This is a genomic window from Paraburkholderia sp. RL17-381-BIF-C, assembly GCF_046026435.1.
Classification (GTDB): Bacteria; Pseudomonadota; Gammaproteobacteria; order Burkholderiales; family Burkholderiaceae; genus Paraburkholderia.
Genome location: NZ_JARESX010000039.1, coordinates 39,266 through 64,862, shown reverse-complemented (window position 1 = coordinate 64,862; position 25,597 = coordinate 39,266). Strand labels below are relative to the sequence as shown.

Sequence of the window (25,597 nt, the reverse complement as noted above, 5' to 3'; positions counted from 1 at the left end):
TGGCCCTTTCGGGTGCGGGTGGAACGGAGGTCGATAGCCCACCGTATCGCTACGACGAACAATATACGCTCACCGATTCCAATGGCTGTCCGCTCGCTGGCGTTCGATATCGCGTGCGTGTCGATTCAACGATCATTTTGAGCGGTGCTACTGACGCTAACGGGCGGACGCAGCGCATCCCCACCGATGAAATCAAACGGCTTTACCTCGAAGTCGCTACTTCATAGGAGACAAATGAGAATGTCAGATTACGAATACGTGACTCTTCATGATTCGGCAGTAACGAACACGAACCCGAATTCGAATGTCAATGTGCTGGTTGATATGGGTGGGCCACCGATCTGCGAGAATATGACGGATGCGCAGTTTCGCGTGAAGGTGCTGACGCTGCGTGACGAGGCGGTAAAGGTGATTGCGCAGCGGCTACAGGAATTATCAACGTGGCAGCCGGCGGCGCGAGAGCGCGTGGGAACATGGTTTGGCACTTCCGACGAGACAACGAGAACCGCATTGATGAATGGGCTGGTGGCGCTTGTGTCTGTAATGAAAATCCTGAGCGCGAAGAATTTCATTCGTCCGTCTCCCGAGAGGGACAGAGCGCTCGGCTGTAAGCCAAACACGAAAAACCTTGCAGGCGAAGTCGCGCACGTTTGTGCCCCTGATACAGCAACCCATACAATCGCAATCGATCCCGGTTTCTGTGTGTTACCGGATCGGAGCGCCGGTACGCTCGCGTCGAAACAACTTACACTCGTCCACGAATGTACGCATTTCATCGACACATTCGGATCGCTTGACTACAAAAACACCTATGGACAATTCCTTGGCAGGCGCCTCGCAAAAGATGAACCCGGAATGGCTCTCAAGAACGCGGACAATATTGCTTGGTATGTCCTTTGCACTGACTAGCATTATTGGCGTTTCTTTCCCAGGCCACGCTAACGCCTGTAGTTTTGCTTTGCAGTACGGCGGGAAAATGGATCGATCCATAACCGCTCTTTCCAATGTTGATCGAGTAAAACTGGCGGACCTGCTGATAACCGTTCGGGATAGTGCCGCAGGCGATGGTCCCGTGGTGATCTACGGGTTCGCGGACGAGCGGGAACACGACGCGTCGGCGATCGCGACACATAGAGCTGAGTCCGTGAGCGAATACCTTCAGAACCTGGGCGTCTCCCCGCAGCGCATCAATATCGATACCAAAATCTGGCGTACTACTTCGACGGTGCCCTTGGGTGAGCGCAATCAGATCGAGGTTGAATTCGAACCCGCGTGCGGGGCCGAAGCTTGCGGAAGCCCATGCGGCGTTACTGAGCCTAAGCAACCGAAGGCACCACCCCCAGCGCATTCCGAATCGCATTAGCCAATTCAGCAGCGGCAAACTTGGCCACATACCCATTAGCCCCGGCATTTTTCACATGCGCCTCGTTAGCCGCCCCGGTAAGCGAAGAATGAATAATGACCGGAATATCCCGAGTCCGTTCATCCGCCTTGATCTGCCGGGTCAGCATGAACCCGTCCATCTCAGGCATCTCGAGATCGGTCAAAACCAGCGCAATACTATCCTTCACCCGCGTTCCATTGGACGCGGACTCCCGAGCAACCTGCTGCAAGGTATTCCACGCTTCTTCCCCGGTCTTGGTCATGACAAAGTCAGCCCCAATCGCGCTCAAAGCCTGCTCGATGAGCTTGCGAGCAAACCCGGAATCATCAGCAGCAAGAATCTTCGCCCCACGCCGGATACCCAACGCCTCTCCCACCGAAGCGGGATCGACACTCGGATGCTGTGACGGAAACACGTCACGCAATACCTGCTCCACATCGATTACCTGAGCGAGCCGCGAGTCACCCGTATTGCCGTCGATTCGCGCAATACTCGTGACAAGATTGCCGCCGGCCGCGCCCTCGGCGGACAACACCTGGTTCCACTCCAGCCGCACGATATCGTCGACTTCCTCGACCGCGAACGCCTGCGTGGAGCGCGCGAATTCCGTCACCAGCAAGATGTTCAGACCGCGCGTCGGCTCGCAGCCCATCAGCCGCGGCAAGTCGATAACGGGGATGATCTGCCCGCGAATGTCCACCGCGCCCATCACGAACGGCGACGAACCGGCGATCGGCGTGACCGCCGGCATCGTCGAGATTTCGCGCACCTTGAAGACGTTGATGCCATAGAGCTCGTGCGCGTCGCTGCCGGGCACGGAGCCCAGCCGGTATAGCAGCAGCTCGAATTTGTTGGAACTCGTCAGGTTGCTGCGTTCGTCGCTTGCTCGGTGTTCTACTGCCATTGCATCTCTCCAGGGTTGCGGTGCGTGTGATGCGCCATACAACCGTTACGTTCGATCCCTGGCGCGCGCCCTACCTTTCTGTTATCGGCGCGGCGCGCGGAAAATTCAGCGTTTGCACGCTGTTTTCCTCGCATTCTCTGGTTAACACGCAGTCTATAGCCGAGCCACCACGTGAACACGAAGGGGCGCGACCCCGCTGGTCGCGATACACGACCGCCAGGACATTCATATGAAGGTTACCTGCGGTTACAGAAGCGACAGCGTCGTATCACATGGTCCACAGCATGGCTCCTAGAATGCACAGCGATAAAAGCGTGGCGCCGTCAGTGACTGGAAAGCTGGCTGAAAGGTCATTGTGCAGCCGGCATGCCCCCCGATGCGCACACGCATTGCCGTTGTTTCGCTTCCACCTCAAGGAGAACGTATGATCCGCTTGCCTCTCGCCACCCTCAGCAGCGCCTGCATGGCCGGTCTGCTCGTCGTCGCCACTGCGGCCAATGCGCAAAGCGCGCCGGCAGCACCCGCAGCGGCTGCCGGCCGTCTGCATGCCGCCGATCAGACGTTCATCGCGGACGGCACCAAGGCCGTCGCAACGCAGCGCGACGCCGCACGCATCGCCACCTCGCGCTCGACCGACCGCGACGTCAAGGCGTTCGCCGAACGTGTCTCCACCGACAACGCGAAAATCTCCGACGCGCTGCGCGCAGCCAGCCCGCGCGGGGTCGATGTGCCGAAGAACGATCCTGACGCGGCCGTGCTCGCGAGCATCAATAACCTGCGTGGCGCCGAGTTCGACAAGGCCTATATCGAACAGGTCGCGCTCGCCGGCGAACAGAAAGCACTGTCCGCATTTCAGGCGGAAATCGCTTCGGGCCGCGACGAACAGTTGAAGGACGCGGCAAAGAAGGCGCTGCCGACTATCCAGGAGCACTACGCAATGGCACAGGATCTCGCCAAGCGCAAACATCTGTCGACTACCGCGCAGTAAGCGGCAAACGTTTTGCTACGCGTCACGTCGCGGCGTGACGTGACGCGACGCTTGACAGTTCGAATGCGCTGTTTTCGGCGATAATCGGCTTCGCTCTTTCGGAGTTCGCTGCGCGTGTGACCTCGCGCGACGCGCGCTCCGAAAGCTTCCCCGATTTTCACGCGCATTCGATCAAAGCTCTCCGCATGGGCAAGCCTGCCAATCTGCCACAACAGTTGGACCATATGCTTCGGCAAGCCGTCGGGCTCCAGCAGAACGGCGCATTCGCCGAGGCCGAAGAACTCTATCGCGAGATTCTCGAACTCAAACCCCGTCATTTCGACGCGCTGCAATTGCTGGGTGCGCTGGCGCTGCAAGCGGGCCGTCTGCAAGAGGGCGTCGAACTGCTCAGGAAAGCGCTTGCTGTCAACGCAAAGCAGGCGCCGATTCATTCGAACCTCGCCTATGCGTTAAACGCCTTGCAGCGTTTCGACGAAGCACTGCTGAGTGCCGATCGCGCACTGGCCTTGCAGCCAAAATTCCCTGACGCACTGAACAATCGCGGCACCGCGCAAGCCGGCCTGAACTGGCCGCTTGACGCGCTCGGCAGTTTTGATCGGGCGATCGCGCTGATGCCGGATTTCGCGCAGGCCTGGAACAACCGCGCCTGCGTGCTGCGCGATCTGGGCCGTCCCGCGGATGCGCTCGCGAGCTGCGATCACGCGCTCGCATTGCAGCCGAATTATCCCGATGCGTGGAGCAATCGCGGCAATGCGTTCAGCGACCTGAACCAGCCGGAGGAAGCCGAACGAAGCTACCGTCGCGCGCTCGAATTGGCCCCCGCGTTCGCCGATGCCTGGAACAATCTGGGTCTCACACAAATCGATCTCAACCAGCACGCGCAGGCGCTATCGAGTTACGAACGCGCACTGGCCGCGAATCCCGTGGCTGCCGAGACGCATTGGAACGCGTCGTTATGTCTGCTGCAAATGGGGCAATTCGAATCCGGTTGGCAGAAATATGAGTGGCGTTGGGAGCGCAGCCGGATCAAGGCAAGCCGGCGCACTTTTGCGCAGCCCCTTTGGCGCGGGGACTTTTCGATCGACGGCAAGACGATTCTGTTGCACGCGGAGCAGGGCCTCGGCGATACGCTGCAGTTTTGCCGTTATGCCGCGCTGGTGTCGAAGCTCGGCGCGAAGGTCGTGCTCGAAGTGCCGCCGGAATTGATGCGCATCATGTGCACGCTCGACGGCGTGGACCAGTTGATCGAAGCCGGCCAAACGCTGCCGGCATTCGATTGCCACTGTCCGCTGCTGAGCTTGCCGCTCGCGTTCAAAACCGATATCGACAGCATTCCGTCTGCCACGCCTTATCTCTTCGCGGATGCCGAAGCGGCTCGCCAATGGCGCGATCGAATTCACGTGGCAGACGACGGCCGCCTGAAAGTCGGACTCGTGTGGGCAGGTGGAAACCGGCCGCATGTCGCGGAGCTTCGCAAGAACGACGCGCGCCGCTCGATCGCGCTCGAGCGATTTGCGCCGATTCTCGATGTGCCGGACGTGCGGTTCTTCAGCCTGCAAAAAGGGCCGGCGGCACAGCAACTCGATAACGCCGGGTTGAGTGGCCGCATCGTCGATTACACGGATGAGCTGGGCGATTTCGCCGACACGGCGGCATTGGTCGCAAACCTCGATCTGGTGATTTCCGTGGACACGTCCACGGCTCATCTGGCCGGCGCGCTCGGCAAGCCGCTCTGGATTCTGAACCGCTTCGACACCTGCTGGCGCTGGATGCTGGAGCGCGCCGATACGCCGTGGTATCCGGGTGCGAGGCTTTTCAGGCAACCCGCATTGGGCGATTGGGACAGCGTGATGCAGGCCGCGCGCGACGCGCTGGCCGCGTCGAGCGCACCGGCTATGGGCACCGCTCACTCGCGATAGCGACACCGATCTTGCTCCCGGCGCGTTTGCGCGGACGCGCGTAGACTGATCGTCCGTTTATCGACGGTCAAGCCACGGAGATTCATCAAATGGAATACAGACATCTGGGTGCATCCGGTTTCAAGGTGCCGGTGCTGAGTTTCGGCACGGGCACATTCGGCGGCAAGGGCGAATTCTTTCAGGCGTGGGGCGCGACCGACGTCGCCGAGGCGCGTCGGCTGCTCGACATCTGCTTCGATGCGGGCGTCACCATGTTCGACACCGCGGACATCTATTCGAGCGGCGCGTCCGAATCGGTGCTCGGTGAAGCGCTCAAGGGCAAGCGCGACAAAGCGATCATCTCGACCAAGGCGACCTTCCGTTTCGACGATGGGCCGAACAGCGTCGGCTCTTCGCGCTTCCATCTGATCCAGGCGGTGGACGCCGCGCTCAAGCGCTTGCAAACCGATTACATCGACCTGTTCCAGTTGCACGGCTTCGACGCCAGAACGCCGGTCGCCGAAGTGCTCTCGACGCTCGACGATCTGGTGCGTGCCGGCAAGATCCGTTATACCGGCGTGTCGAATTTCTCCGGCTGGCATCTGATGAAGTCGCAGGACGTAGCGGACCGCTACGGTTATCCGCGCTACGTCGCGAATCAGACCTACTACTCGCTGGTGGGCCGTGATTATGAATGGGAACTGATGCCGCTCGGCGTCGATCAAGGTGTGGGCGCGGTGGTGTGGAGTCCGCTAGGCTGGGGGCGTCTCACTGGCAAGATCAAGCGCGGCCAGCCGTTGCCCGATTCGAGCCGCTTGCATAAAACCGCCGACATGGGGCCGCCGGTGCCGGACGAGTACCTGTTCCGCGTGCTCGACGCGATCGACGAGATAGCCGGCGAAACCGGCAAGACCGTGCCGCAGATTGCGTTGAACTGGCTGCTGCAACGGCCGACCGTGTCGACGGTGCTGATCGGTGCGCGCAACGAGGAGCAATTGCGGCAGAACCTGGGCGCGGTGGGCTGGAATCTCACGCCTGAGCAGGCGGCCAGGCTCGACGCGGCGAGCGCCGTGCGTCCTGCTTATCCGTACTGGCATCAGGAAGGATTCGCGGAACGTAATCCGAAGGCGGTGTAAGTCAGCGCGCTCATTCGGAAATGGCCTGCATGGCGGGTGCTCCGGTTCGACATCGCCTCGCGAGTTCGGCCGGAGCGGTGAAAAGTTCGCGGTAGTGACAGTGGCCGGACGCTTCAGGCAATGCCGCCATTCGCTCGTAAAATCTGACCGTTCACCCAGCCCGCATCCGGACCGGCGAGGAACGCCACGACCGACGCAATATCGTCCGGCTGACCGAGACGTTGCAGCGGCGGCATCTTCGCGAATGTCTGGATCTGCTCTTCAGTCTTGCCGTCGAGGAACAGCGACGTCGCGATCGGCCCCGGCGCCACCGCGTTGACGGTGATGTTGCGGCCGCGCAGTTCCTTGGCGAATACGTGCGTGAAGGCTTCGACCGCCGCTTTGGTCGCGTTGTAGATCGCGTAGCCAGGCATGTTCAACGCGAGTGCTGTGCTCGAAAAATTGACGATGCGTCCGCCATCGTTCATGCGGGCGGCGGCTTCCCGCAAGGTGTTGAAAGTGCCGCGCACGTTGATGTCGAAGGTCTGGTCGTAGAGCGCGTCGCTGGTGTCGGCGAGCGGCATGGTCTTGAGCACGCCGGCGTTGTTGACCAGCACGTCCACCTTGCCTAGTTGCTGTTCGGTGATCTCGAACAGGCGGCACACGTCGTCGGCGTTCGATACGTCGGCCTTCACCGCGACGGCTTGCGCGCCGGCCGCCGCGAGTTCCGCCACGAGTGCGTCGGCTTCGGCCGAGCTGGACGCGTAATTGACCGCGACGGCGAAGCCTTCTTTGGCCAGACGTTGCGCGACCGCCGCGCCGATGCCGCGCGATGCGCCGGTCACGATGGCGACTTGAGTATGGGCAGGCTTGTTCATGAGGCGTTCCCTTGGTCCGGTGAGTAGATGAGCTGAATCATGGACGCTTTTCGCCCATAGATAATCCGGTTAGACTGGCCATCATCATTCCATTTGCTTTAACAATGGGCGCGCAGCCCGCCCGCCAGGCACCGAACATGGATCGTTTTGAGGAAATGCGCGTTTTCGTGCGGATCGCCGAGCGGCAGAGCTTCACGCGCGCCGCGGACGATCTGCAGATTCCGCGCGCCACCGTGACCAACCTGATGAAGCGCATGGAACAGAGGCTCGGCGCGCGGCTGCTCGAACGCACCACGCGTACGGTGCGCCTCACGCACGACGGCGAGGCGCACTACCGCCGCTGTGTGCGGCTGATTGCCGACATGGAAGAGGCGGAGGGCTCGTTTTCGAACCTCGCGCCCAAGGGACTGCTGCGGGCGAATTTGCAGGGCACGCTGGCGCGGCACTTCGTGGTGCCCGCGCTGCCGGCGTTTCTCGCGCGCTTTCCCGAGATCGAATTGACCATCGGCGAAGATGACCGGTTCGTCGACCTGGTTCGTGAGGGCGTGGATTGCGTGCTGCGAGCAGGCAATCTGCAGGATTCGACGTTGGTGGGCCGCCGCGTCGCGCAACTAGCGCAAGTCACTGTCGCGAGTCCGGCGTATCTCGCAGCCTATGGCGAGCCGGCCGATCCGGCGGCGCTGTCCGCGCATCGGGCGGTCAATTATGTGTCGAGTGCAACGGGCAAGGCCGTACCGCTCGAATTCAACGTGGCGGGGCGAATCGTGGCGACGGTGCTGCCGTCGGCGGTGTCGGTGACCGGCACCGAACTCTATACCGGCTCGGCGCTTGCCGGGCTCGGTATCGTGCAGGTGCCGCAATACCGGGTCGCGGCGGAGCTGGAAGCGGGCCAGTTGAAAATCATTCTTGCGGACTTTCCGCCGCCGCCGATGCCGGTGTCCGTGCTGTATCCGCAGAACCGTCAGTTGTCGTCGCGAGTGAGGGTGTTTGCGCAGTGGTTGAGCGACATCTTCAGCCCGCGCCGCGCGGCGGCTTGAACGTCTGGCGTCAGCCCATACGCCGAGCCGCACGCAATCGCGCGGCTTTTTATGCGGGCGGCGCGGCTTCTCGTGGGATCATACGCGCCGTGCGGGGCGATTCTGCTTTTGCACGGTACGGTACGGCACAAAAGGAGCAGGGCAATGATCGATGGACTGGTGGGCGGGCGATTGTACGGCGAGGCGCAGATCCGCACGGGGCAGAACGGCAGGCGTTTCGTGACCTGCAAGGTGCGCGCGACCACCAACGACGGCGACACGATTTTCGTCAACGTGATTGCCTTCGACGACGACGTGCAAACCGCGCTGCTCGCGTTGAGCGATGCGGACAGCGTCGCGCTGAGCGGCACCTTGACGCCCAAGGTCTGGACCGACAAGAACGGGCTCGTCAAACCGGCGGTGGATATGGTCGCCCACAAGCTGCTAACGGCCTACGAAGGACGCCGCGAAGCGGACGAGTGACGCGTGGCTCCCGGCGCGCCGCCGGCATCGCTGAGATACTCGACAAAGCGCTCGGCGACAGGCTCCGCGTCGCCGCTTCTGCGCAAAAGGAGCACTTGCGATGACAGCGTCTCGCCCGTTAGCGGCAAAAAACACACGCGAGGATCCTGCACCTGGCGCAACGTGTACGGCACCAGCGCAACGCCCATGCCGAAGCCGACCATCGTCACGACGGTCTGCCACAAGCGCGCCTCATGGCGAATCAGCGGACTGAATCCTGCTCCCACGCACTGCGCGATGATCAGGTCGTGATAGTGCGGCGACACGGTACGTGGAAACAGAATGAACGGTTCCTGCGCCAGCGCGCGCAGATCGACCTTGCGTTTGCGCGCGAGCGGATGAGCGGCGGGCAGACAGCACAGGAACGGCTCGGAGAAGATCGGCGTGGAAGTGACATCGGACGGGAAATTGCCCCAGTGCGCGCAACCCATGTCGATCTGCATCCGCTGGATTGCGTGCACCTGCTCGCTGGTGTTCATCTCCTTCAGGACGATTTCGACGCTGGGGTAATCGGCCTCGAAGCGTTTCACTGCTTGCGGCATGCCGCGGTACAGCATCGAATTCACGAAGCCGATGCGCAAGCGGCCGGCGAGGCCATGCGCCGAGCGAACGGTCATGCGTTGCGCTTCGCTCGCCTGCAATAACAGGCGGCGCGCTTCGCCGAGCAGCACTTGCCCGGCGTTGGTCAGCGACACGGTTTTGTTGGTCCGCGCGAGCAACTGCACGCCGAGTTGCTCCTCGAACTTGCGAATGTCGAAGCTGAGGGCGGGCTGCGAAATGAAGAGCCGCTTGGCTGCGCGGCCGAAATGCAACTCCTCGGCGACCGCCACGAAATAGCGCAACTGTTTCAGGTCCATGGCTGTCTCCCGGTTTCTTATCGATAAGCTGTGTCTATCGTACCGGACATAAGTTGTATTAGACGATTATCGTCGGCGCTCATATGCTCCTTTCACTAGCACTATCGTGCATGGAGACAAGCATGAGCGAAGACGACGCGCAGCCGGCACACGGCTCGTCCAACATTCCCGACAGCCGGGGCATCAACTTCTTCACCAGCGATCCCGACTTCGAGCGTCTGCTCAAGCTGCATCTCGGCGACACGCTGTTTCACGAACTCGAAAATCAGTTCGTTTCGCTGGGCCAGCGTGCCTCCGAAGAACTCGACGCCTGGGCGCTGTCCGCCGACAAGCATCCGCCGCAATTGAACCATCGCACGCGGCGCGGCGAAGCACTGCAAAGCATCGACAAGCATCCCGATTACGTCGCGCTGGAACGCGTGGCATATGCGGAGTTGGGACTCGCCGCGACGAGTCATGAGACGAACGAGGGCAAAGCCTCACCGCCGCCGCTCGTCAAGTACGCGCTGACCTTCCTGTTCGTGCAGGCGGAATTCGGCCTGTGCTGCCCCGTGAGCATGACCGATTCGCTCACGCGCACGCTGCGCAAGTTCGGCGCGCCAGAGCTGGTCGCGCGCTTTCTGCCGATGCTCGCCTCGCGCGATTTCGACACGCTGTTTCAGGGCGCGATGTTCATGACCGAACAGGCGGCGGGCTCGGACGTCGCGCGTATTGCCACGCGCGCATCGCTCGGAACCGATGCGAACGGCGAAGAAACGTGGCGCCTCTACGGCGACAAATGGTTCTGCTCGAACGCCGACGCCGATCTCGCGATGGTGCTCGCGCGTCCGGACACGGCGCCGCCCGGCATCAACGGACTCGGTCTGTTCCTCTTGCCGAAGACACTGCCGGATGGATCGCGCAATAGCTATCGGATCGTGCGTCTGAAGGACAAGCTCGGCAGTCGTTCGATGGCGAGCGGCGAAATCGTGCTGGACGGCGCGGTGGCCTATCTGATTGGCGAAGTGGGGCGGGGTTTTCATCAGATGGCCGACATGATCAACATGTCGCGTTTGTCTAACGGTGTGCGTGCCGCGGGTTTGATGCGCCGTGCGCTGACGGAAGCGCTGCACATTGCCCGCCATCGCGAAGCGTTCGGCCGCAAGCTGATCGATATGCCGTTGATGCAGCGTCAGTTGCTCAAGATGATGCTGCCCGCCGAACAGGCGCGTTCAATGTTCATGCGCATTGCACAGCTGCTGCACCAGGCCGACGCAGGCGACCGGCAGGCGGCTAAATGCGTACGCATCCTTACGCCGCTCATCAAGTTCCGCGCTTGCCGCGACGCGCGCCGCGTGACCGGCGACGCGATGGAAGTGCGCGGCGGCACCGGCTATATCGAAGAATGGAGCGACGCGCGGCTCGTGCGCGACGCGCATCTCGGCTCGATCTGGGAAGGCACGAGCAACATCGTCGCACTCGACATCGCGCGCGCGGCGAAACGCGACGGCGCGCTCGAACCGTTGCGCACCTATCTGCAGGATCTGCTCGGCACGGCGGGTTTGCCGACGGCCAGCCTCGCGTTGCTGCGCTCGACGCTCACGCGTGCGTGCGATGCGCTGGCCAAGGTGGCGGATTCCGGCTGCGACGAATGGGTTCGCCAGGCCGGCACCGCGTTGTATCACGCGAGCGCCGCCGTGCTGATGGCTTGCGAAGGCGTGCATTTCGCACCCGATTACCGGCGTCTTGCGCTCGCTCATCTGGTCGTGCGGCACAAGCTGTTGCCCGTGGATCCGCTGGCATTGCATTCGGCATCGGATGAAAGCGCTGTGATCGATGCGTTGGTCAATGGCCGCAGCGTGACGCTTGAAGAGGCGCTGCAACTCTTGCCGGCAGGGAGCGCGCAATGACCACACACGTGAACGACGGCAAGCAAGGCGCGCTGCAGGGCATCAAAGTCATCGACCTGAGCCGTGTGCTCGGCGGCCCGTACTGCACGCAGGCGCTCGCCGATCACGGCGCGCAGGTGATCAAGCTCGAACCACCGGACGGTGACGAAACCCGCGGCTGGGGGCCGCCGTTTTATGGCGACACCGCGTGGTACTTCGCGGGCGTGAACCGCAACAAGCAGGGCATCGCGGTCGATCTTTCGCGCGACGAAGGCCGCGCGATTCTCTGGAAGCTGCTCGAAGACGCCGACGTGCTGGTCGAAAATTTCAAGCCCGGCACGCTCGCGCGCTGGGGCATGGACTACGAGCGCGATTTGCGTGAGCGCTTCCCGAAGCTGATTCATTGCGCCGTATCCGGGTTCGGTCCCGACGGTCCGCTCGGTGGTTTGCCCGGCTACGACGCCGCGATTCAGGCGATGACCGGCCTGATGAGCGTGAACGGCGAGCGTGACGGGCCGGCCACACGCGTCGGCTTGCCGGTGGTCGACATGGTTACCGGCCTGAACGCGCTCGCCGGGATTCTGCTCGCACTCGCCGAGCGCGCGCAGAGCGGTCGTGGCCAGTCGATCGATATTGCGTTATACGACTGCGGCGTATCGCTGCTGCATCCGCATCTGCCGAACTATTTCGGCTCGGGCCGCACGCCGCAGCGCAGCGGCAACGCGCATCCCAACATCACGCCGTACGACAGCTATCGGACCGCGACCGCGCCGATCTTTCTCGCGGTGGGCAACGACCGGCAGTTCGCGAAACTGTGCTCGCATCTCGGCGCACCCGACCTCGCCGACGACCCGCGCTACGTCGACAACCGCAGCCGCTGCGCGCATCGCGAGCCGCTGAAGGCCGCGCTCGAAAGCCTGCTCGCCGCGCACGAGTGCGAACCGCTCGCGCACGCGCTGATCAACGCGGGCGTGCCGTGCGGACCGGTGCAGACCGTCGACGTCGTGGCACGGCATCCGCATACCTTGCATCGCGGCATGGTGGTCGAGATGGGCGAGTATCGCGGCACCGCTTCGCCGATCAAATTGTCGCGCACGCCGGCCACGTATCGCAGTGCGCCGCCGTCGCTCGGTGCGGATACGCGCGACGTGCTCGATAGATTGGGTATCGACTCCGCGACCCAGCAGCGTCTGTTCGAAGCAGGCGTGCTCAAAGCGGGCGGGCACCCAGCATCAGCGCAGCAGTGAGCGGTGACGGCACGAAGAAGCCGCGCCATCCAGAAGAAAGACCTAGGAGACAGAGACATGAATCGCGAGCCCGATGTCCACGCCGCAGGCCGGCAACCCACGCGCGCCGCAGCCGCGGCTTTTGTCGGCACCACGATCGAGTGGTACGACTTTTATATCTACGCCACGGCGTCCGCACTGATCTTCGGCAAGCTGTTCTTTCCCGGCAGCGATCCGTTTTTCGCCACGCTGGCTTCGTTCGGCACGTTCGCGGTCGGGTTCTTCGCGCGACCGTTCGGCGGGCTGGTGTTCGGCCACCTCGGCGACCGTATCGGCCGTAAGAAAGCGCTCGTGGCGACGCTGGCGATCATGGGCGTGGGTACTGTCGGCATCGGCTTCCTGCCGACCTATGCGAGCGCCGGTGTGTGGGCGCCCGTGCTGCTCGTGCTGCTGCGCGTCGCGCAGGGGATCGCGATCGGCGGCGAGTGGGGCGGCGCGGTGTTGATGGCGAGCGAACACGCGCCGCAAGGACGGCGCACGTTCTTTGCGTCGTTCGCGCAACTCGGCAGCCCAGCGGGGCTGATTCTGTCGCTGCTCGCGTTTCGCGCGGTGGCCTCGATGGACAAGGATGCGTTCCTCACCTGGGGCTGGCGTCTGCCGTTTCTCGCGAGCGCGGTGCTTCTAGTGGTCGGCCTGCTGGTCCGGGCGGGCGTTGACGAATCACCGGAATTCAATGCACTGAAGGCGCAACGGCGAGTGGCCGCGCTACCGGTCGCCGAAGTCGTGCGTGATGCGTGGCGCACGCTCTTGCTGTGCCTCGGCGCGAACGTGATTGGTGTGGCCGGAGCGTGGTTCGTCAACACCTTCATGCTCAATTACACGACGCAGACCCTCGGCCTCGATCGATCGTTGATTCTCGATTGCCTGTTCGTCGTGGCGTTCATTCAGTTGTTCACGCAACTAGGTTCGGGATGGTTCGCCCAACGCATCGGCACCGGACGATTCCTGAAGGGCGCGGCGGCGTTGGCGATGCTCTCGCCGTATCCCATGTTCGCGCTCGTTTCGACCGGGCGGCCGGTGGCGATCGTGATCGGCATTGCGCTGGCGGTGATGTGCATGTCGAGCTCGTATGCGGTGATGGCCGGGTTCATGTCGACCGCATTCGCCGTGCGTGTCAGGTATTCGGCGATTTCGCTGTCGTATCAGGTGTGCGCCGCACTGGCCGGCGGCCTCACGCCCCTGATCGGAACGTTGCTCGCGCATCGATATCCGGGCGCCTGGTGGCCGCTGGCCGTGTTCTATAGCGTGCTGGCCGGGGTGTCGCTGGTGTGCATCAGTACGCTGGAGCGCCACAAGCGCGTGGCGGCGCACGGCGTCGTCGAAGCGGCCTAGCGGGATATCCGTGCCGTCGACGCCTGGAAACGCGAGGAAATATGCGCTTCGTGGTTAACCCCACGTCATACTCCCCCGACATAATGTCATCCTCAGTGGCGCCAAAGCCGCCTACCATCAAAGCGGATGGCAAGAAAAACAGGGGAAGTCATCATGAATCGCTATCGTTCGCTGGGCGTCGTGACCGGTGCGGCGCAACTCGCCAGCGCCGATGTCCTGTGCAGAATGAACGCTGCCTGGCAGCGACACGGCGCGGCGCGTCCATTCGATCTCGTTCTCGAGCAGCAGTCCTGGCAGGGGCCCGCCCCGCAGAGCGAAGTGAGCGCCCAGTTCAAGATTCATGTGTTCGATACCCTACGCGCGTTTGAAAAGCGCGGTGTCGAAGCGATCGTGTTGCCGTGTTTCCTGAGTCATACCTTCATCGACGAACTCTCGGCGAATGTCGCCGTGCCTGTCGCCAACATCATGACGGCGCTGACGGCGCATGTGCGGCAAGCGTTTCCGTCGGTGCGACGGATCGGCGTGCTGACTTCGGACGCCATCCGCGATAACGGCCTTTTCGAGCGTTATTTCGACGCCGCGCAGTTCGACGTGCTGCATCCACGTAACGAAGCGGGCTTCGACTGTGTGACGAGCGCAGTCTTTAGCGACGAAGGCATCAGGAATGGCCGCCTTTTTGGCCGCCCGGTCGAATTGTTGCGCGCGGCGTGCGCGGATCTCATTGCGCAGGGCGCGGAGATCATCCTGCCCGGGCTGGTTGAGATCGCGCTGGTCGCGCCCGCGCTCGGCCGACTCGAAGTGCCGTTCGTCGACGTCAATCTGGTCTACGCGCGCTACGTCGCCGCGGCCCAATATTCGCAGCCGGAGCGGCGCTTCAAGGTAGGCGTGCTGGGCGGCGTGGGGCCCGCGGCGACGGTCGATTTCATGGCCAAGCTGGTACGCAACACTCCGGCCGCATGCGATCAGGATCACATCAAGATCATGGTCGAGCAGAATCCGCAGATTCCGGATCGCACCGCCGCGTTGCTCGGCAACGGCGAGGATCCGACGCTCGCGCTTTACGCCGCCTGCAAGACGCTCGAAGAGGGCGGCGCGGACCTGATCGCGATTCCGTGCAATACGGCGCATGCGTTCGTCGAACGGATCCAGCCTTCGCTCGGCATTCCGATCGTGAATATGCTGACCTGTACCGCGGATTATCTGCACGAGACCTTTCCGGGTCTGCGTGAAGTCGGCGTACTGGCGACCACCGGCACGCTCGCGAGCCGCGTGTACGAACGGTCGCTCGAAGCACGTGGCTTCGTGCAGATCGCGCCGGGCGAGCAGGCTCAGGCGCGACTGATGCGCGCCGTCTACGGACCGAAGGGCGCGAAGGCCGGCTTTACCTCGGGCGAATGCTGCGACGACCTCGCCGTGGCCGTGAACGATCTGGTCGCGCAAGGCGTGCAGGTGATCGTGCTGGGCTGTACCGAGTTGCCGCTGCTATTGCGCGATGCCGTGCTGGCCTGCGCGGGCGGGCGGGTGGTGCGGCTTGTCGATCCGACCGAGGTGCTGGCGAGGCGCTGCGTGGCGTATGCGCTGGGGGAAAGCGCGGGGCTGGAGGGGGTTCCGGTGGCGCAACGGATCAGCGTTGAGAGTGTTTGCGGATAGGCGGGCACGTCGCGCCGGGCTCTGATGTCAAGAGCCGATTGCAGCAAGTCCGCCCGCACCGTAGGGTGGCGCGCCGGCGCTAGCGCGTCTGTGTAGCGGCGCTTCAGAGGCGCAGTCTACGTCCGGGCGCCGGTGCGTCTCCACCACAATGCCCAGAGCACGACCGCGAACAGCACCGCGGCGTCCAAGGCGCCAAGTATGGGCAACGGATCAGTCCACTTGTCCATGTTTATCGATCGGGAATAGTAAGGTGCGCCGCTGCCATAAGCCTCCGTCAGATTGCATACGTTGAGCGCGCCTGTGGCAAGCAGGACGGCACACACCACAACAACGGATAAAATGCGTCCTGGGCCATTTCTGATCATTTTGAGTATCGGACCTTTAGCAGGATGAAGCAGTCTCGATCGGCTTTCACTTCGTCCTGGAGTTCGCGCACAAAGTTCTCCATTCCACCATGCAGGTTGATACAGCCGGCACTGCCCGGGTGCGTGCCGCCGTGAATGAAGAAGCCGCCACGCTTAAACGTCATAGTGGTTGGAAATACATGGATAGTAATCCTGTGAACTCCCCATGCTGCGGTCGGTGCGACGTTGTACCAGCGATTGGTCCACATCTGCGACGGCTGAAGCCAATAGTCTCCTTCGGGGATTGGGCCTTCCTGACTTTTCTGCTGTCTGTCCAAAGAATAGTCGAACCGACCGTCTGGCGAAGGGTGACCTGACACGGCCCAGTAGAAGTAGGAGCGCTTGCCACCGGTCATCCTTAGCGAATGCCCATTGAAAGCAAGTGCGAGGCTTGAACGTTTGCAACCGGGTAATCTCGGGTAAGTCTGCTCCGACGCGTACAAATTGCTCATGCATTCCTCTTTGGTCATCAAAGGGGATTCAGACTATCCGCGTCGCGGCTGCGACTTGTGCAAATTTGTCAATCGGGCGCAAGCTTGGAATGGCGCGCTAGTCGATTACCGTCTTCCCGTGATTGATCCCAACGAATGCGCGCGTTGCAGTCGTTAGCGGCGGCCCTGCGGCGCGCGGAGCCGCGAACCACCGCCGGCCGTGGGAACGGCGTTTCGGGCGTTGTCTCGGATAGCGTCTTGACCGGTCACGGTAACGCCCGATCGGGTAGGCTGGTGCTGGCGGAACAGCAGGTCCTGGCCGCCGACGGCTCCTGGCAAGACACTTGAAATTGTGACTTGCGGGCCAAACCTGTATAAATATACAGTATAGTATCCCGTTGCAAGCTGGGCCTCCGCGTGCGTCTCCGCCGGCCCCGCTGCACTGAACTTGCGCGGTCGCGAGGCGTCCGTGAGAGGTAGCCCACTCATTCAGGCGGTCGAAAAATTGGCATCTAACGGCATTATCAAGATTCGCGGCGCGCGCCAGCACAACCTCAAGAACGTCGACCTCGACGTACGAACCGGCGAAATGACGGTCGTGACCGGCCCGTCCGGCTCCGGCAAGTCGAGCCTCGTGTTCGACACGCTTTACGCGGAAGGGCAGCGGCGCTACGTCGAAACATTCAGCGCCTACGCCCGGCAGTTTCTGGACCGCATGGACCGGCCGCAAGTCGACCGTGTCGACGGCGTGCCGCCCGCCATCGCGATCGACCAGACCAACCCGGTGCGCAGTTCGCGCTCCACCGTCGGCACCATGACGGAGCTCAACGATCACCTGAAGCTGCTGTACGCGCGCGCGGCCGAACTGTTCGACCGCCAGACGGCCCGCCAGGTGCGGCACGACACGCCCGAAACGATCTACGCCGAGTTGCTCGAGCGCACCGCGCAGAACGAGCCGCGGCTCGTCGTCACGTTCCCGGTCGAACTGCCGGAGTCCGCGTCCGAGCAGGAAGTCGAGCAGTGGCTGTCGGCGAGCGGCTATACGCGCGTTCAGGCGCAGCGCGAAGTCGATTCGCCGACCGGCAAGCGCAAGCTGCTCGACGTGGTGGCCGACCGTTTCCGGCTGAGTTCGGTGGACAAGCAACGCGCGGTCGAGGCGATCGAGGCCTCGCTCAAACGTGGCGGCGGGCGCGTCAATATTTACGTGCTGCCGGCGTCGTCCGAAGGACCGGAAGCTCAGGAAAGCGAACCGGAAATCTGGCGCTTCTCCACCGGGTTGCATAGTCCCGAAAGCGATCTGCGCTATGCGGACCCGCAGCCCGCGCTGTTCTCTTTCAATTCGGCGTACGGCGCGTGTGAAGTCTGCCGTGGGTTTGGCCGCGTAATCGGCGTCGACCTCGGCCTCGTGATTCCCGATGCGCGCAAGACGCTGCGCGATGGCGCGATCAAGCCCATGCAAACGCCGGCGTGGAAGGAATGCCAGGACGATCTGATGCGCTACGCGGCGAAAGCCGACATCCGCCGCGGCACGCCGTGGGGCGAACTGACGGACGCAGAGCGCGACTGGGTCATCAACGGGTCGCCGGACTGGAACGGCAAGTGGCAAAGCCACTGGTACGGTGTCAAACGCTTCTTCGAGTATCTCGAATCGAAGGCGTACAAGATGCATATTCGTGTGCTGCTGTCCAAGTACCGCAGCTACACGCCTTGCGAAACCTGCGGCGGCGCGCGGCTGAAAACGGAGTCGCTGTTGTGGCGCCTCGGCAGCAAGGCGAATGCGGACGACGTGCTGCCGGCCGCGCAGCGCTTCCTGCCGCGCGGCGTCGACTGGACGCGCGCGCAACTCGAAGCGTTGCCGGGTCTGACCGTGCATGACCTGATGCTGATGCCGATCGAGCGCATCCGGCGCTTCTTCGACGAAATCAGCTTGCCGAGCGCGTTGCTCGACGACGCACTCAAACTGCTGCTCGCCGAGGTACGCACGCGCCTCAAATATCTGTGCGACGTGGGCCTCGGTTATCTGACGCTCGACCGGCAAAGCCGCACGCTGTCCGGCGGCGAGGTGCAGCGGATCAACCTGACCACGGCGCTCGGCACGTCGCTTACCAAGACGCTTTTCGTGCTCGACGAGCCGAGTATCGGTCTGCATCCGCGCGATCTGAACCGCATCGTCGAAGCCATGCATCGCCTGCGCGACGCGGGCAATACGCTGGTGGTGGTGGAACACGATCCCTCCGTGATGCTCGCGGCGGATCGTCTGATCGACATGGGGCCTGGGCCGGGCGAGCGCGGCGGTTCGATCATTTACGACGGCGTGCCCGAGGCTATCCGTTCGTCCGGCACGCTTACCGGCGAGTACCTCGGCGGCCGTCGGCATGTGGCGGACGCGGCACACTGGTCGCAGCGGCCGGTAGATGCCGCCACGCCGCGCATCGTGCTCGAAGGCGCGACCGAACACAATCTGCGCGATGTCACGGTGGAGATTCCGCTGGAGCGGCTCGTCTGCGTGACGGGCGTGTCGGGTTCCGGCAAATCCACGCTATTGCAAGACGTGTTGTATCCCGCCATGGCGCGGCACTTCGGACTCGCCACCGAATCGCCGGGCGCATTCAGAAGCCTGAGCGGTGCCGATCAGGTCACCGACGTGGTGTTCGTCGACCAATCGCCGATCGGCAAGACGGCGCGTTCGAACCCGGCCAGTTATGTCGGCGCGTTCGACGAAATCCGCAAACTGTTCGCCAAGGCGCCGCTCGCGCAACAACGCGGTTACGGCCCCGGCATGTTCAGCTTCAACTCGGGTGACGGCCGTTGCCCGACCTGCGGCGGCTCCGGTTTCGAACATATCGAAATGCAGTTCCTGAGCGACGTGTATCTGCGTTGCCCAGATTGCGACGGTCGCCGTTATCGCGCGGAACTGCTCGAAGTGAAAATCGAGCGCGGCGAACCGGCGCGCACGCTGAGCATTGCCGACGTGCTGGAATTGACGGTGAGCGAAGCGATCACCTTCTTTGCCAAAGACGCCGAAGTGTTGCGCGTGCTGCAGCCGATCGTCGACGTGGGCCTCGAATACGTGAAGCTCGGCCAGCCGGTGCCCACGCTGTCAGGCGGTGAGGCGCAACGGCTCAAGCTCGCCGGGTTCCTCGCGGAATCGGCTCAGGCGCGAACCGCGCGCAGCGCGAAGCAGCCGGTCGCAAAACGCCTCTTCATGTTCGACGAACCGACCACCGGCCTGCATTTCGACGACATCGCCAAGCTCATGCAGGCGTTCGGCAAACTGCTCGCAAGCGGTCATTCGCTGATCGTGATCGAGCACAACCTCGACGTGATTCGCGCCGCCGACTGGCTGATCGACCTCGGTCCCGAAGGTGGCGACGGCGGCGGGCGAGTGCTGTGCGCCGGCACGCCGGAAGACGTCAAGGCGTGTGCGGAATCGCATACGGGCGAAGCGCTGCTGCAATACGACCGCGCCATGAGCGCGGCGGAAGAGCCGGCGTCGCAAGGCATTCCGCTGCAAAAGGCGCTGAGCGCCGCGCGTGCGCGCCGGGCGATCGAAGGCGAGGACGTGGTGCGCATCGTCAATGCACGCGAGCACAACCTGAAAGCGCTGGACGTGGACATCCCGCACGGCAAATTCAACGTCATTACCGGCGTATCCGGTTCGGGCAAGTCCACGCTCGCGTTCGACATCCTGTTCCACGAAGGGCAGCGCCGTTACCTCGAATCGCTGAACGCCTACGCGCGTTCCATCGTGCAGCCGGCGGGGCGGCCCGAGGTCGACGCGGTGTACGGTATTCCGCCGACTGTCGCGATCGAGCAGCGGCTTTCGCGCGGCGGCCGCAAGAGTACCGTGGCGACCACGTCCGAGGTGTGGCACTTCCTGCGTCTCCTGTATGTGAAGCTCGGTTTGCAGCATTGCATTCACGACGGCACGCCGGTCACGTCGCAAAGCGTCGAGTCGATCGCGGCGCAGTTGCTGCGCGATCACAAGGGACAGCATGTCGGCTTTCTCGCGCCGCTGGTCGTGAATCGCAAGGGCGTCTACACGGATCTTGCCAAGTGGGCGAAAGCGCGCGGCAATACGCATCTGCGCGTGGATGGCGAGTTCGTGCCGGTGGACCCGTGGCCGAAGCTCGACCGTTTCCGCGAGCATACGATCGAATTGCCGGTGGCTGACCTCGTCGTTTCGCCGGACCATGAAACCGAATTGCGTCAGGCGCTCGATCAGACGCTGGAGGTCGGCAAGGGTGTGATGCATCTGCTGGCGCCGCTCGACGGTTTGCACGACGCGATCAGCGGCGGCCGTCCCACGGCCAGCCTTGGTGCCGTGAAGGTGCTGTCCACCAAGCGCGCGTGTCCGGTGTGCGGTACGAGCTACCCGGAACTCGACCCGCGCATGTTCTCGTACAACAGCAAGCATGGCTGGTGCACCACCTGTGTCGGCACGGGCCTCGCGCTCACGCGTGAGCAGCGCGCGGCATACGACGACACGATCGTGGTCGACGACAATCGCGGCCGCGAACAGAGTCTGCCTTCGGAAGAGCAGGAACCCGAAGGTCTCGTGGATGAACCGTGTCCGGATTGCGCGGGTACGCGTCTGAATCCCACCGCGCGCGCGGTCACGTTCGACGCGCAGGCCATTGTCGATGTCGCGCAATGGACCGTGTCCGACACGCGCGCGTGGATCGACACGCTGGAAATGACCGGCCGCGACGCGGAAATCGCGCGCGACGTGATCAGTGAAATCGGCAGCCGCCTGCAGTTCCTCGAAGAAGTGGGGCTCGGTTATCTGAGTCTCGATCGCGCCGCGCCAAGCCTCTCGGGCGGCGAGGCGCAGCGCATCCGGCTTGCCGCGCAACTCGGCAGCAATCTGCAAGGCGTGTGCTACGTACTCGACGAACCCACCATCGGTCTGCATCCGCGTGACAATCAGATTCTGCTGAACGCTTTGCGCAAGCTGGGTGAAAAGGGCAATACGCTGGTGGTCGTCGAACATGACGAGGACACCATCCGGCGTGCCGATCACATCATCGACATCGGGCCGGGCGCGGGCAAGCGCGGCGGTACGCTGGTGGCACAGGGCAGCGTGGCGGACCTGTCGGCGCATCCTGATTCGCTGACCGGACAGTTTCTCGCCCACCCCATCGTGCATCCGTTGCAGCCGCGCCGCGAAGTGGTCGCGCCGGGCAAGCGCACGGCCGCTGTGCCGGAAAACTGGCTGACGGTACACGGCGGCAAACTGCACAACCTGCGCAACGTTACGGTCGGCATTCCGCTCTCGCGGTTGGTGGCGATTACCGGCGTCAGCGGTTCCGGCAAGTCGACGCTTGCTCGCGACGTGTTGATGACAAATTTGCTGGATGCCGTCGGACGTTCGGTGCTGTCGTCGCCGGCCACGCGCCGCGCGCGCGCGGCGGCCGAGGAGAAACCCGCTGCGAACCGGCGCTCCAGCGTGCTGGCACGCACGGCGCCGCGCGCACCCTTGAATGTGACGCATGCCTGGCAAGGCTGCGATGCGATCACTGGCTGGGAGAGCATCGACCGCGTGCTGGAAGTCGATCAAACGCCGATCGGCAAGACACCGCGTTCGTGTCCCGCCACGTACATCGGCGTGTGGGACGCGATCCGCAAGCTGTTCGCTGGCACGCTCGAAGCGCGTGCGCGCGGCTATACGGCCTCGCGCTTCTCGTTCAACACCGGCGAAGGCCGTTGTCCGGCCTGTGAGGGGCAGGGCGTGCGCACCATCGGCATGAGCTTTCTGCCCGACGTGAAGGTGCCTTGCGACGTATGTCACGGGCAGCGCTTCAATCCGGAAACGCTCGCGGTCACATGGCGCGGCAAGAATATCGGTGACGTGCTGACCATGGAAATCGACGAAGCCGTCGAGTTCTTCGCGCCCATCTCGAACATCGCACATCCATTGCAGTTGATGAAAGACGTTGGGCTCGGTTATCTCACACTGGGTCAGCCTTCGCCCACGTTGTCGGGCGGCGAAGCGCAGCGCATCAAACTCGTCACCGAACTGAGCAAAGTGCGCGACGACATTACCCGGCGCGGACAGAAGCCGCCACACACCCTATATGTGTTGGACGAACCAACCGTGGGCCTGCATATGGCGGATGTGGCCAAACTGATTCGCGTTCTGCATCGTCTCGCGGACGGCGGCCATAGTGTCGTTGTCATCGAGCACGATCTCGATGTGATCGCCGAGGCGGACTGGATCATCGATCTCGGTCCGGAAGGTGGGGTCGGCGGTGGGTCGATTGTCGCTGCTACGGACCCCGAAGGACTATCTCGCGTTGCCGCGAGTCATACAGGCGCTGCGTTGCGGCCCGTTCTGGCGCGATCGCGGAACGACGACCTCATGGTAACGGGCGAAGGTACGAACGGTTGATGCAACAGAGAGCGGCGCAATCAACTTTGCGCCGCTCTCTTTTTCCGTTCGTTGAACTCCGGCAGTTCATGCAAGCTCGCCCCAGACGTTGCTGATATGCGCAACTCGTTCGGCGCCAGGTGCCGAAACGCGCCATGCGAATTCAACCTACCCGCAATCATTGTCCGGTTTGTTGGCATAATGTAATTTATTGGAATTAATTTGTAATTAAGGTTAAGGCGTAATTGGAATGCGTATTTAGAGTGTCGTAAATAGCGCTAAAAGTATTTTTAAACGCTGCTTTCCTTCTGCTATCGTCTCGCCATCGGCGGCGGTCTCGCCCCGGCGACTCACCATCCAGACAAACAAACTGATCGCGATCCGCTCGAATTACTGTGCGCCCGCGCGGAAAGGCTTGCCCGGTGGACTTCCTGGCGTTGTCGACGAGCATGCCGCCGGCAGATTCAAGTGCATCGGTGCACGTTGTAAGTGCAGAGAAATCCCAATTCTCGGGCATAAAACGTCGAATGCTTATCTGCTCGACATACACTTATTCTTTTAAAGCGGCGCCAATTCGCGGCGAGTTAGAGTTATCTCTCTAAACTAAGTATGCCGCCATCAAAAAAAGTTTGACCGGACATTTTTTGTCCTGCTATCTTTGCCTCCCATGAAACGCATGTGACGTTCGCGCAAAAAGTTCCAGGCGTTACGACACACATCGATCAGGTTGTCTCCAGCGTTCATGCAAGGCAGAAGTTGGCGGTTCAAATTTAATCTATTAGTAGTTCTACTTAGATCGGCTTTCAGGCTCGCATGACATGCGGCCGCAGCCTCCTTGAGTCACGTCCGATTCGTCGGATCGAGGCCGGGGAGTGCTGCGTCCATTTTGGACTGCGAACCAAGGGTAGTCGTTCGCCGGATGATTGAAGTGAATGTTATTTGCGGTATGTAAGCGCACTGCAGTTACAGAAATGAACGGTTCACGCCGGAGGAGTAAAGGTGGGTACGAAAGTCGAAGGGCAATTTCCGGCAGCAACGGCCCATATGGAGAGGCCAGGGCGCCCGCGAGAGTTTGGGCGCAAACAGCAAAACCCAGTACGCCGCTTTGGCGGCATCGCAGTCGTTCTGCTCCTGCATATCGTGCTGATCTACGCACTGATCAATGGCCTTGCCACCAAGGTCGTGCAGGTCATTCAACATCCTATCGAAACGAAGATCATCGAGCCGGTGAAGCCGCCACCGCCGCCGCCGCTGCCTACGGTGCAACTGCCGCCGCCGAAATTCGCGCCGCCGCCGCCGCCGTTCGTGCCGCCGCCCGAAGTGCAGGTGCAAACGCCGCCGCAGCCGACCATTGCGCATCAGGCCGCACCGGTTGTCTCGGCACCTGCCGTGGCGCCGCCCGCACCGCCGGCACCGCCCGCGCCGAGCAAGCCTGTGAGTACAGAAGTCGGAGTCGTGTGCCCGAACTCGGATCAGATCCGTTCGTCGATTCGCTACCCGAAGGAAGCGCAGGAAAACAACGTAACGGGTGATGTTCTCATTGAATTCGTCGTCGACCCGCAGGGCCATATTACGAATGAACGTGTTGCCAAATCCGCAGACGACTCCTCGCTGGATCGTGCTGCATTCAACGCGGTCAAGCAGTTCACGTGCGTTTCCCAAGGCCAGGCTGTCCGTGTGCAAGTTCCGTTCTCGTTTAACCTGAACTGAATTCACAGGCTGTTCGGTACCGGTAGCGATTTATCAGTCTTAGTTTGGAAGTTGTACTAATGAACTTGGAGCAGGCATGAAGAAGCGTACTCTCGCCGCACTGGCGGCAAGCATGTTGATCGCCGTAACTACGGTGGATACCTTTGTTGCACCGCAAATGGCCCACGCACAGGCCAGCGACGCCTCGGCGTCAGCTGCCGCGCCGGCCACGGCCGCGCCGCAAACCGCGAGTTCGGCCGCCGACGAAGCGGTCCCGCCGCCGGCGCCGGCCACGTCCGAAACCGTCAATAACCCATACGGCCTCGGCGCACTCTGGAAGAACGGCGACTTCGTCGCTCGCTTCGTGCTGATTCTGCTGGTGCTCATGTCAATGGGTAGCTGGTACATCATGATCACCAAGTTCGTCGAGCAGTTCCGCGCGAACCGCCGGGCCAAGAGCGCCGATGAGCAATTGTGGACCGCGCCGTCACTGGTTGAAGGCGCGCAGCGCCTCGACGAAGCGTCGCCGTTCCGCTTCATCGCCGAAACGGCTATCGAGGCTGGCGAGCACCACGACGAAGCGCTGCTCGAAGCCGTGGACCGAAATACCTGGATCGATACCTCGGTCGAGCGTGCGATCACCAACGTGTCGAATCGTCTGCAAGACGGCCTGGCTTTCCTCGGTACGGTGGGTTCGACAGCGCCGTTCGTCGGCCTGTTCGGCACCGTGTGGGGCATTTATCACGCGCTGACGGCGATCGGCATTGCCGGCCAGGCTTCGATCGACAAGGTCGCGGGCCCGGTGGGTGAGGCGCTGATCATGACCGCCATCGGTCTCGCGGTGGCGGTGCCCGCCGTGCTCGGCTACAACTTCCTGGTTCGCCGCAACAAGTCGGTGATGGAGCGTGTGCGTGCATTCGGCGCGCAACTGCATACCGTCTTGCTGGCCGGCAGCCGCCGCCCGGCGCGCGCCGCGGCTCGCGAAGCGTCGCTGGTTCAATAAGC

General features: G+C 62.5%; 18 protein-coding genes and 1 pseudogene. 15 read left to right on the top strand and 4 right to left on the bottom strand.

The window, feature by feature from the left end:
- From P0D70_RS22955 to P0D70_RS22945, 3 genes and pseudogenes are all read left to right on the top strand, one after another.
- Positions 1-227, top strand: a pseudogene (locus tag P0D70_RS22955) (hypothetical protein); the annotation flags it as partial.
- A 13-nt stretch (positions 228-240) separates the two neighbouring features.
- On the top strand, positions 241-909 hold the full coding sequence (locus P0D70_RS22950; protein WP_408186154.1) for a M35 family metalloendopeptidase: 669 nt from the start codon (positions 241-243) through the stop codon (positions 907-909).
- Positions 812-1,363, top strand: coding sequence for an OmpA family protein (locus P0D70_RS22945; protein ID WP_408186153.1), 552 nt, complete (start codon positions 812-814; stop codon positions 1,361-1,363). The genes P0D70_RS22950 and P0D70_RS22945 overlap by 98 nt, the downstream gene beginning before the upstream one ends.
- Here the strand turns inward: P0D70_RS22945 and P0D70_RS22940 are convergent.
- Entirely contained in the window at positions 1,317-2,288 is a 972-nt protein-coding gene (locus P0D70_RS22940) for a chemotaxis protein (protein ID WP_408186152.1), read from the bottom strand. The genes P0D70_RS22945 and P0D70_RS22940 overlap by 47 nt on opposite strands.
- Before the next feature lie 424 nt (positions 2,289-2,712).
- On the opposite strand from P0D70_RS22940, the gene P0D70_RS22935 reads away from it, so the two are divergent.
- The 3 genes from P0D70_RS22935 (at position 2,713) to P0D70_RS22925 (ending at position 6,310) form a co-directional block, all read left to right on the top strand.
- The gene (locus P0D70_RS22935; RefSeq protein ID WP_408186151.1) at positions 2,713-3,276 is read left to right on the top strand and encodes a DUF4142 domain-containing protein; all 564 of its coding nucleotides are present in this window, start codon (positions 2,713-2,715) and stop codon (positions 3,274-3,276) included.
- Positions 3,277-3,461: 185 nt separating this feature from the next.
- A complete protein-coding gene (locus P0D70_RS22930) occupies positions 3,462-5,195 on the top strand; it encodes a tetratricopeptide repeat protein (RefSeq protein ID WP_408186150.1) in 1,734 nt (577 codons plus the stop codon).
- 89 nt (positions 5,196-5,284) lie between these two features.
- The gene (locus tag P0D70_RS22925) at positions 5,285-6,310 is read left to right on the top strand and encodes an aldo/keto reductase (protein WP_408186149.1); all 1,026 of its coding nucleotides are present in this window, start codon (positions 5,285-5,287) and stop codon (positions 6,308-6,310) included.
- Positions 6,311-6,423: 113 nt separating this feature from the next.
- Here P0D70_RS22925 and P0D70_RS22920 read toward each other — a convergent pair whose 3' ends face one another.
- Positions 6,424-7,167: an SDR family oxidoreductase gene (locus P0D70_RS22920; RefSeq protein WP_408186148.1), complete on the bottom strand. Its 744-nt coding sequence runs from the start codon at positions 7,165-7,167 to the stop codon at positions 6,424-6,426.
- Positions 7,168-7,304: 137 nt separating this feature from the next.
- Between P0D70_RS22920 and P0D70_RS22915 the strand changes: the two genes are divergently transcribed.
- Positions 7,305-8,204: a LysR family transcriptional regulator gene (locus tag P0D70_RS22915; RefSeq protein WP_091795365.1), complete on the top strand. Its 900-nt coding sequence runs from the start codon at positions 7,305-7,307 to the stop codon at positions 8,202-8,204.
- A gap of 144 nt (positions 8,205-8,348) precedes the next feature.
- Entirely contained in the window at positions 8,349-8,666 is a 318-nt protein-coding gene (locus P0D70_RS22910) for a single-stranded DNA-binding protein (RefSeq protein WP_091795362.1), read from the top strand.
- Here P0D70_RS22910 and P0D70_RS22905 read toward each other — a convergent pair.
- Entirely contained in the window at positions 8,636-9,562 is a 927-nt protein-coding gene (locus tag P0D70_RS22905) for a LysR family transcriptional regulator (protein WP_091795359.1), read from the bottom strand. The two genes, P0D70_RS22910 and P0D70_RS22905, sit on opposite strands and share 31 nt — an antisense overlap.
- Positions 9,563-9,684: 122 nt before the next feature.
- Here P0D70_RS22905 and P0D70_RS22900 point away from each other — a divergent pair, with 122 nt between their 5' ends.
- The 4 genes from P0D70_RS22900 (at position 9,685) to cuyB (ending at position 15,698) form a co-directional block, all read left to right on the top strand.
- On the top strand, positions 9,685-11,451 hold the full coding sequence (locus P0D70_RS22900; RefSeq protein WP_408186147.1) for an acyl-CoA dehydrogenase family protein: 1,767 nt from the start codon (positions 9,685-9,687) through the stop codon (positions 11,449-11,451).
- Positions 11,448-12,677, top strand: coding sequence for a CaiB/BaiF CoA transferase family protein (locus P0D70_RS22895; protein WP_408186146.1), 1,230 nt, complete (start codon positions 11,448-11,450; stop codon positions 12,675-12,677). The genes P0D70_RS22900 and P0D70_RS22895 overlap by 4 nt, the downstream gene beginning before the upstream one ends.
- 57 nt (positions 12,678-12,734) lie before the next feature.
- The gene (locus P0D70_RS22890) at positions 12,735-14,048 is read left to right on the top strand and encodes an MFS transporter (RefSeq protein WP_408186145.1); all 1,314 of its coding nucleotides are present in this window, start codon (positions 12,735-12,737) and stop codon (positions 14,046-14,048) included.
- 153 nt (positions 14,049-14,201) lie between these two features.
- Positions 14,202-15,698 carry a cysteate racemase gene (gene cuyB / locus P0D70_RS22885; protein WP_408186144.1) on the top strand — a complete coding sequence of 499 codons (1,497 nt, stop codon included), beginning with the start codon at positions 14,202-14,204 and terminating at the stop codon, positions 15,696-15,698.
- A gap of 361 nt (positions 15,699-16,059) precedes the next feature.
- Here the strand turns inward: cuyB and P0D70_RS22880 are convergent, their stop codons facing one another.
- Positions 16,060-16,554, bottom strand: a complete 495-nt coding sequence (locus P0D70_RS22880; RefSeq protein ID WP_091800645.1) for a tlde1 domain-containing protein — start codon at positions 16,552-16,554, stop codon at positions 16,060-16,062.
- Positions 16,555-17,038: 484 nt separating this feature from the next.
- Here P0D70_RS22880 and uvrA point away from each other — a divergent pair, with 484 nt between their 5' ends.
- The 3 genes from uvrA (at position 17,039) to P0D70_RS22865 (ending at position 25,595) form a co-directional block, all read left to right on the top strand.
- On the top strand, positions 17,039-22,924 hold the full coding sequence (uvrA, locus tag P0D70_RS22875; RefSeq protein ID WP_408186143.1) for an excinuclease ABC subunit UvrA: 5,886 nt from the start codon (positions 17,039-17,041) through the stop codon (positions 22,922-22,924).
- 978 nt (positions 22,925-23,902) lie between these two features.
- Complete coding sequence (locus tag P0D70_RS22870; protein WP_408186142.1) at positions 23,903-24,613, top strand: energy transducer TonB; 711 nt, start codon at positions 23,903-23,905, stop codon at positions 24,611-24,613.
- A gap of 76 nt (positions 24,614-24,689) precedes the next feature.
- Positions 24,690-25,595: a MotA/TolQ/ExbB proton channel family protein gene (locus P0D70_RS22865; RefSeq protein ID WP_091795332.1), complete on the top strand. Its 906-nt coding sequence runs from the start codon at positions 24,690-24,692 to the stop codon at positions 25,593-25,595.
- Positions 25,596-25,597 lie beyond the last annotated feature (2 nt).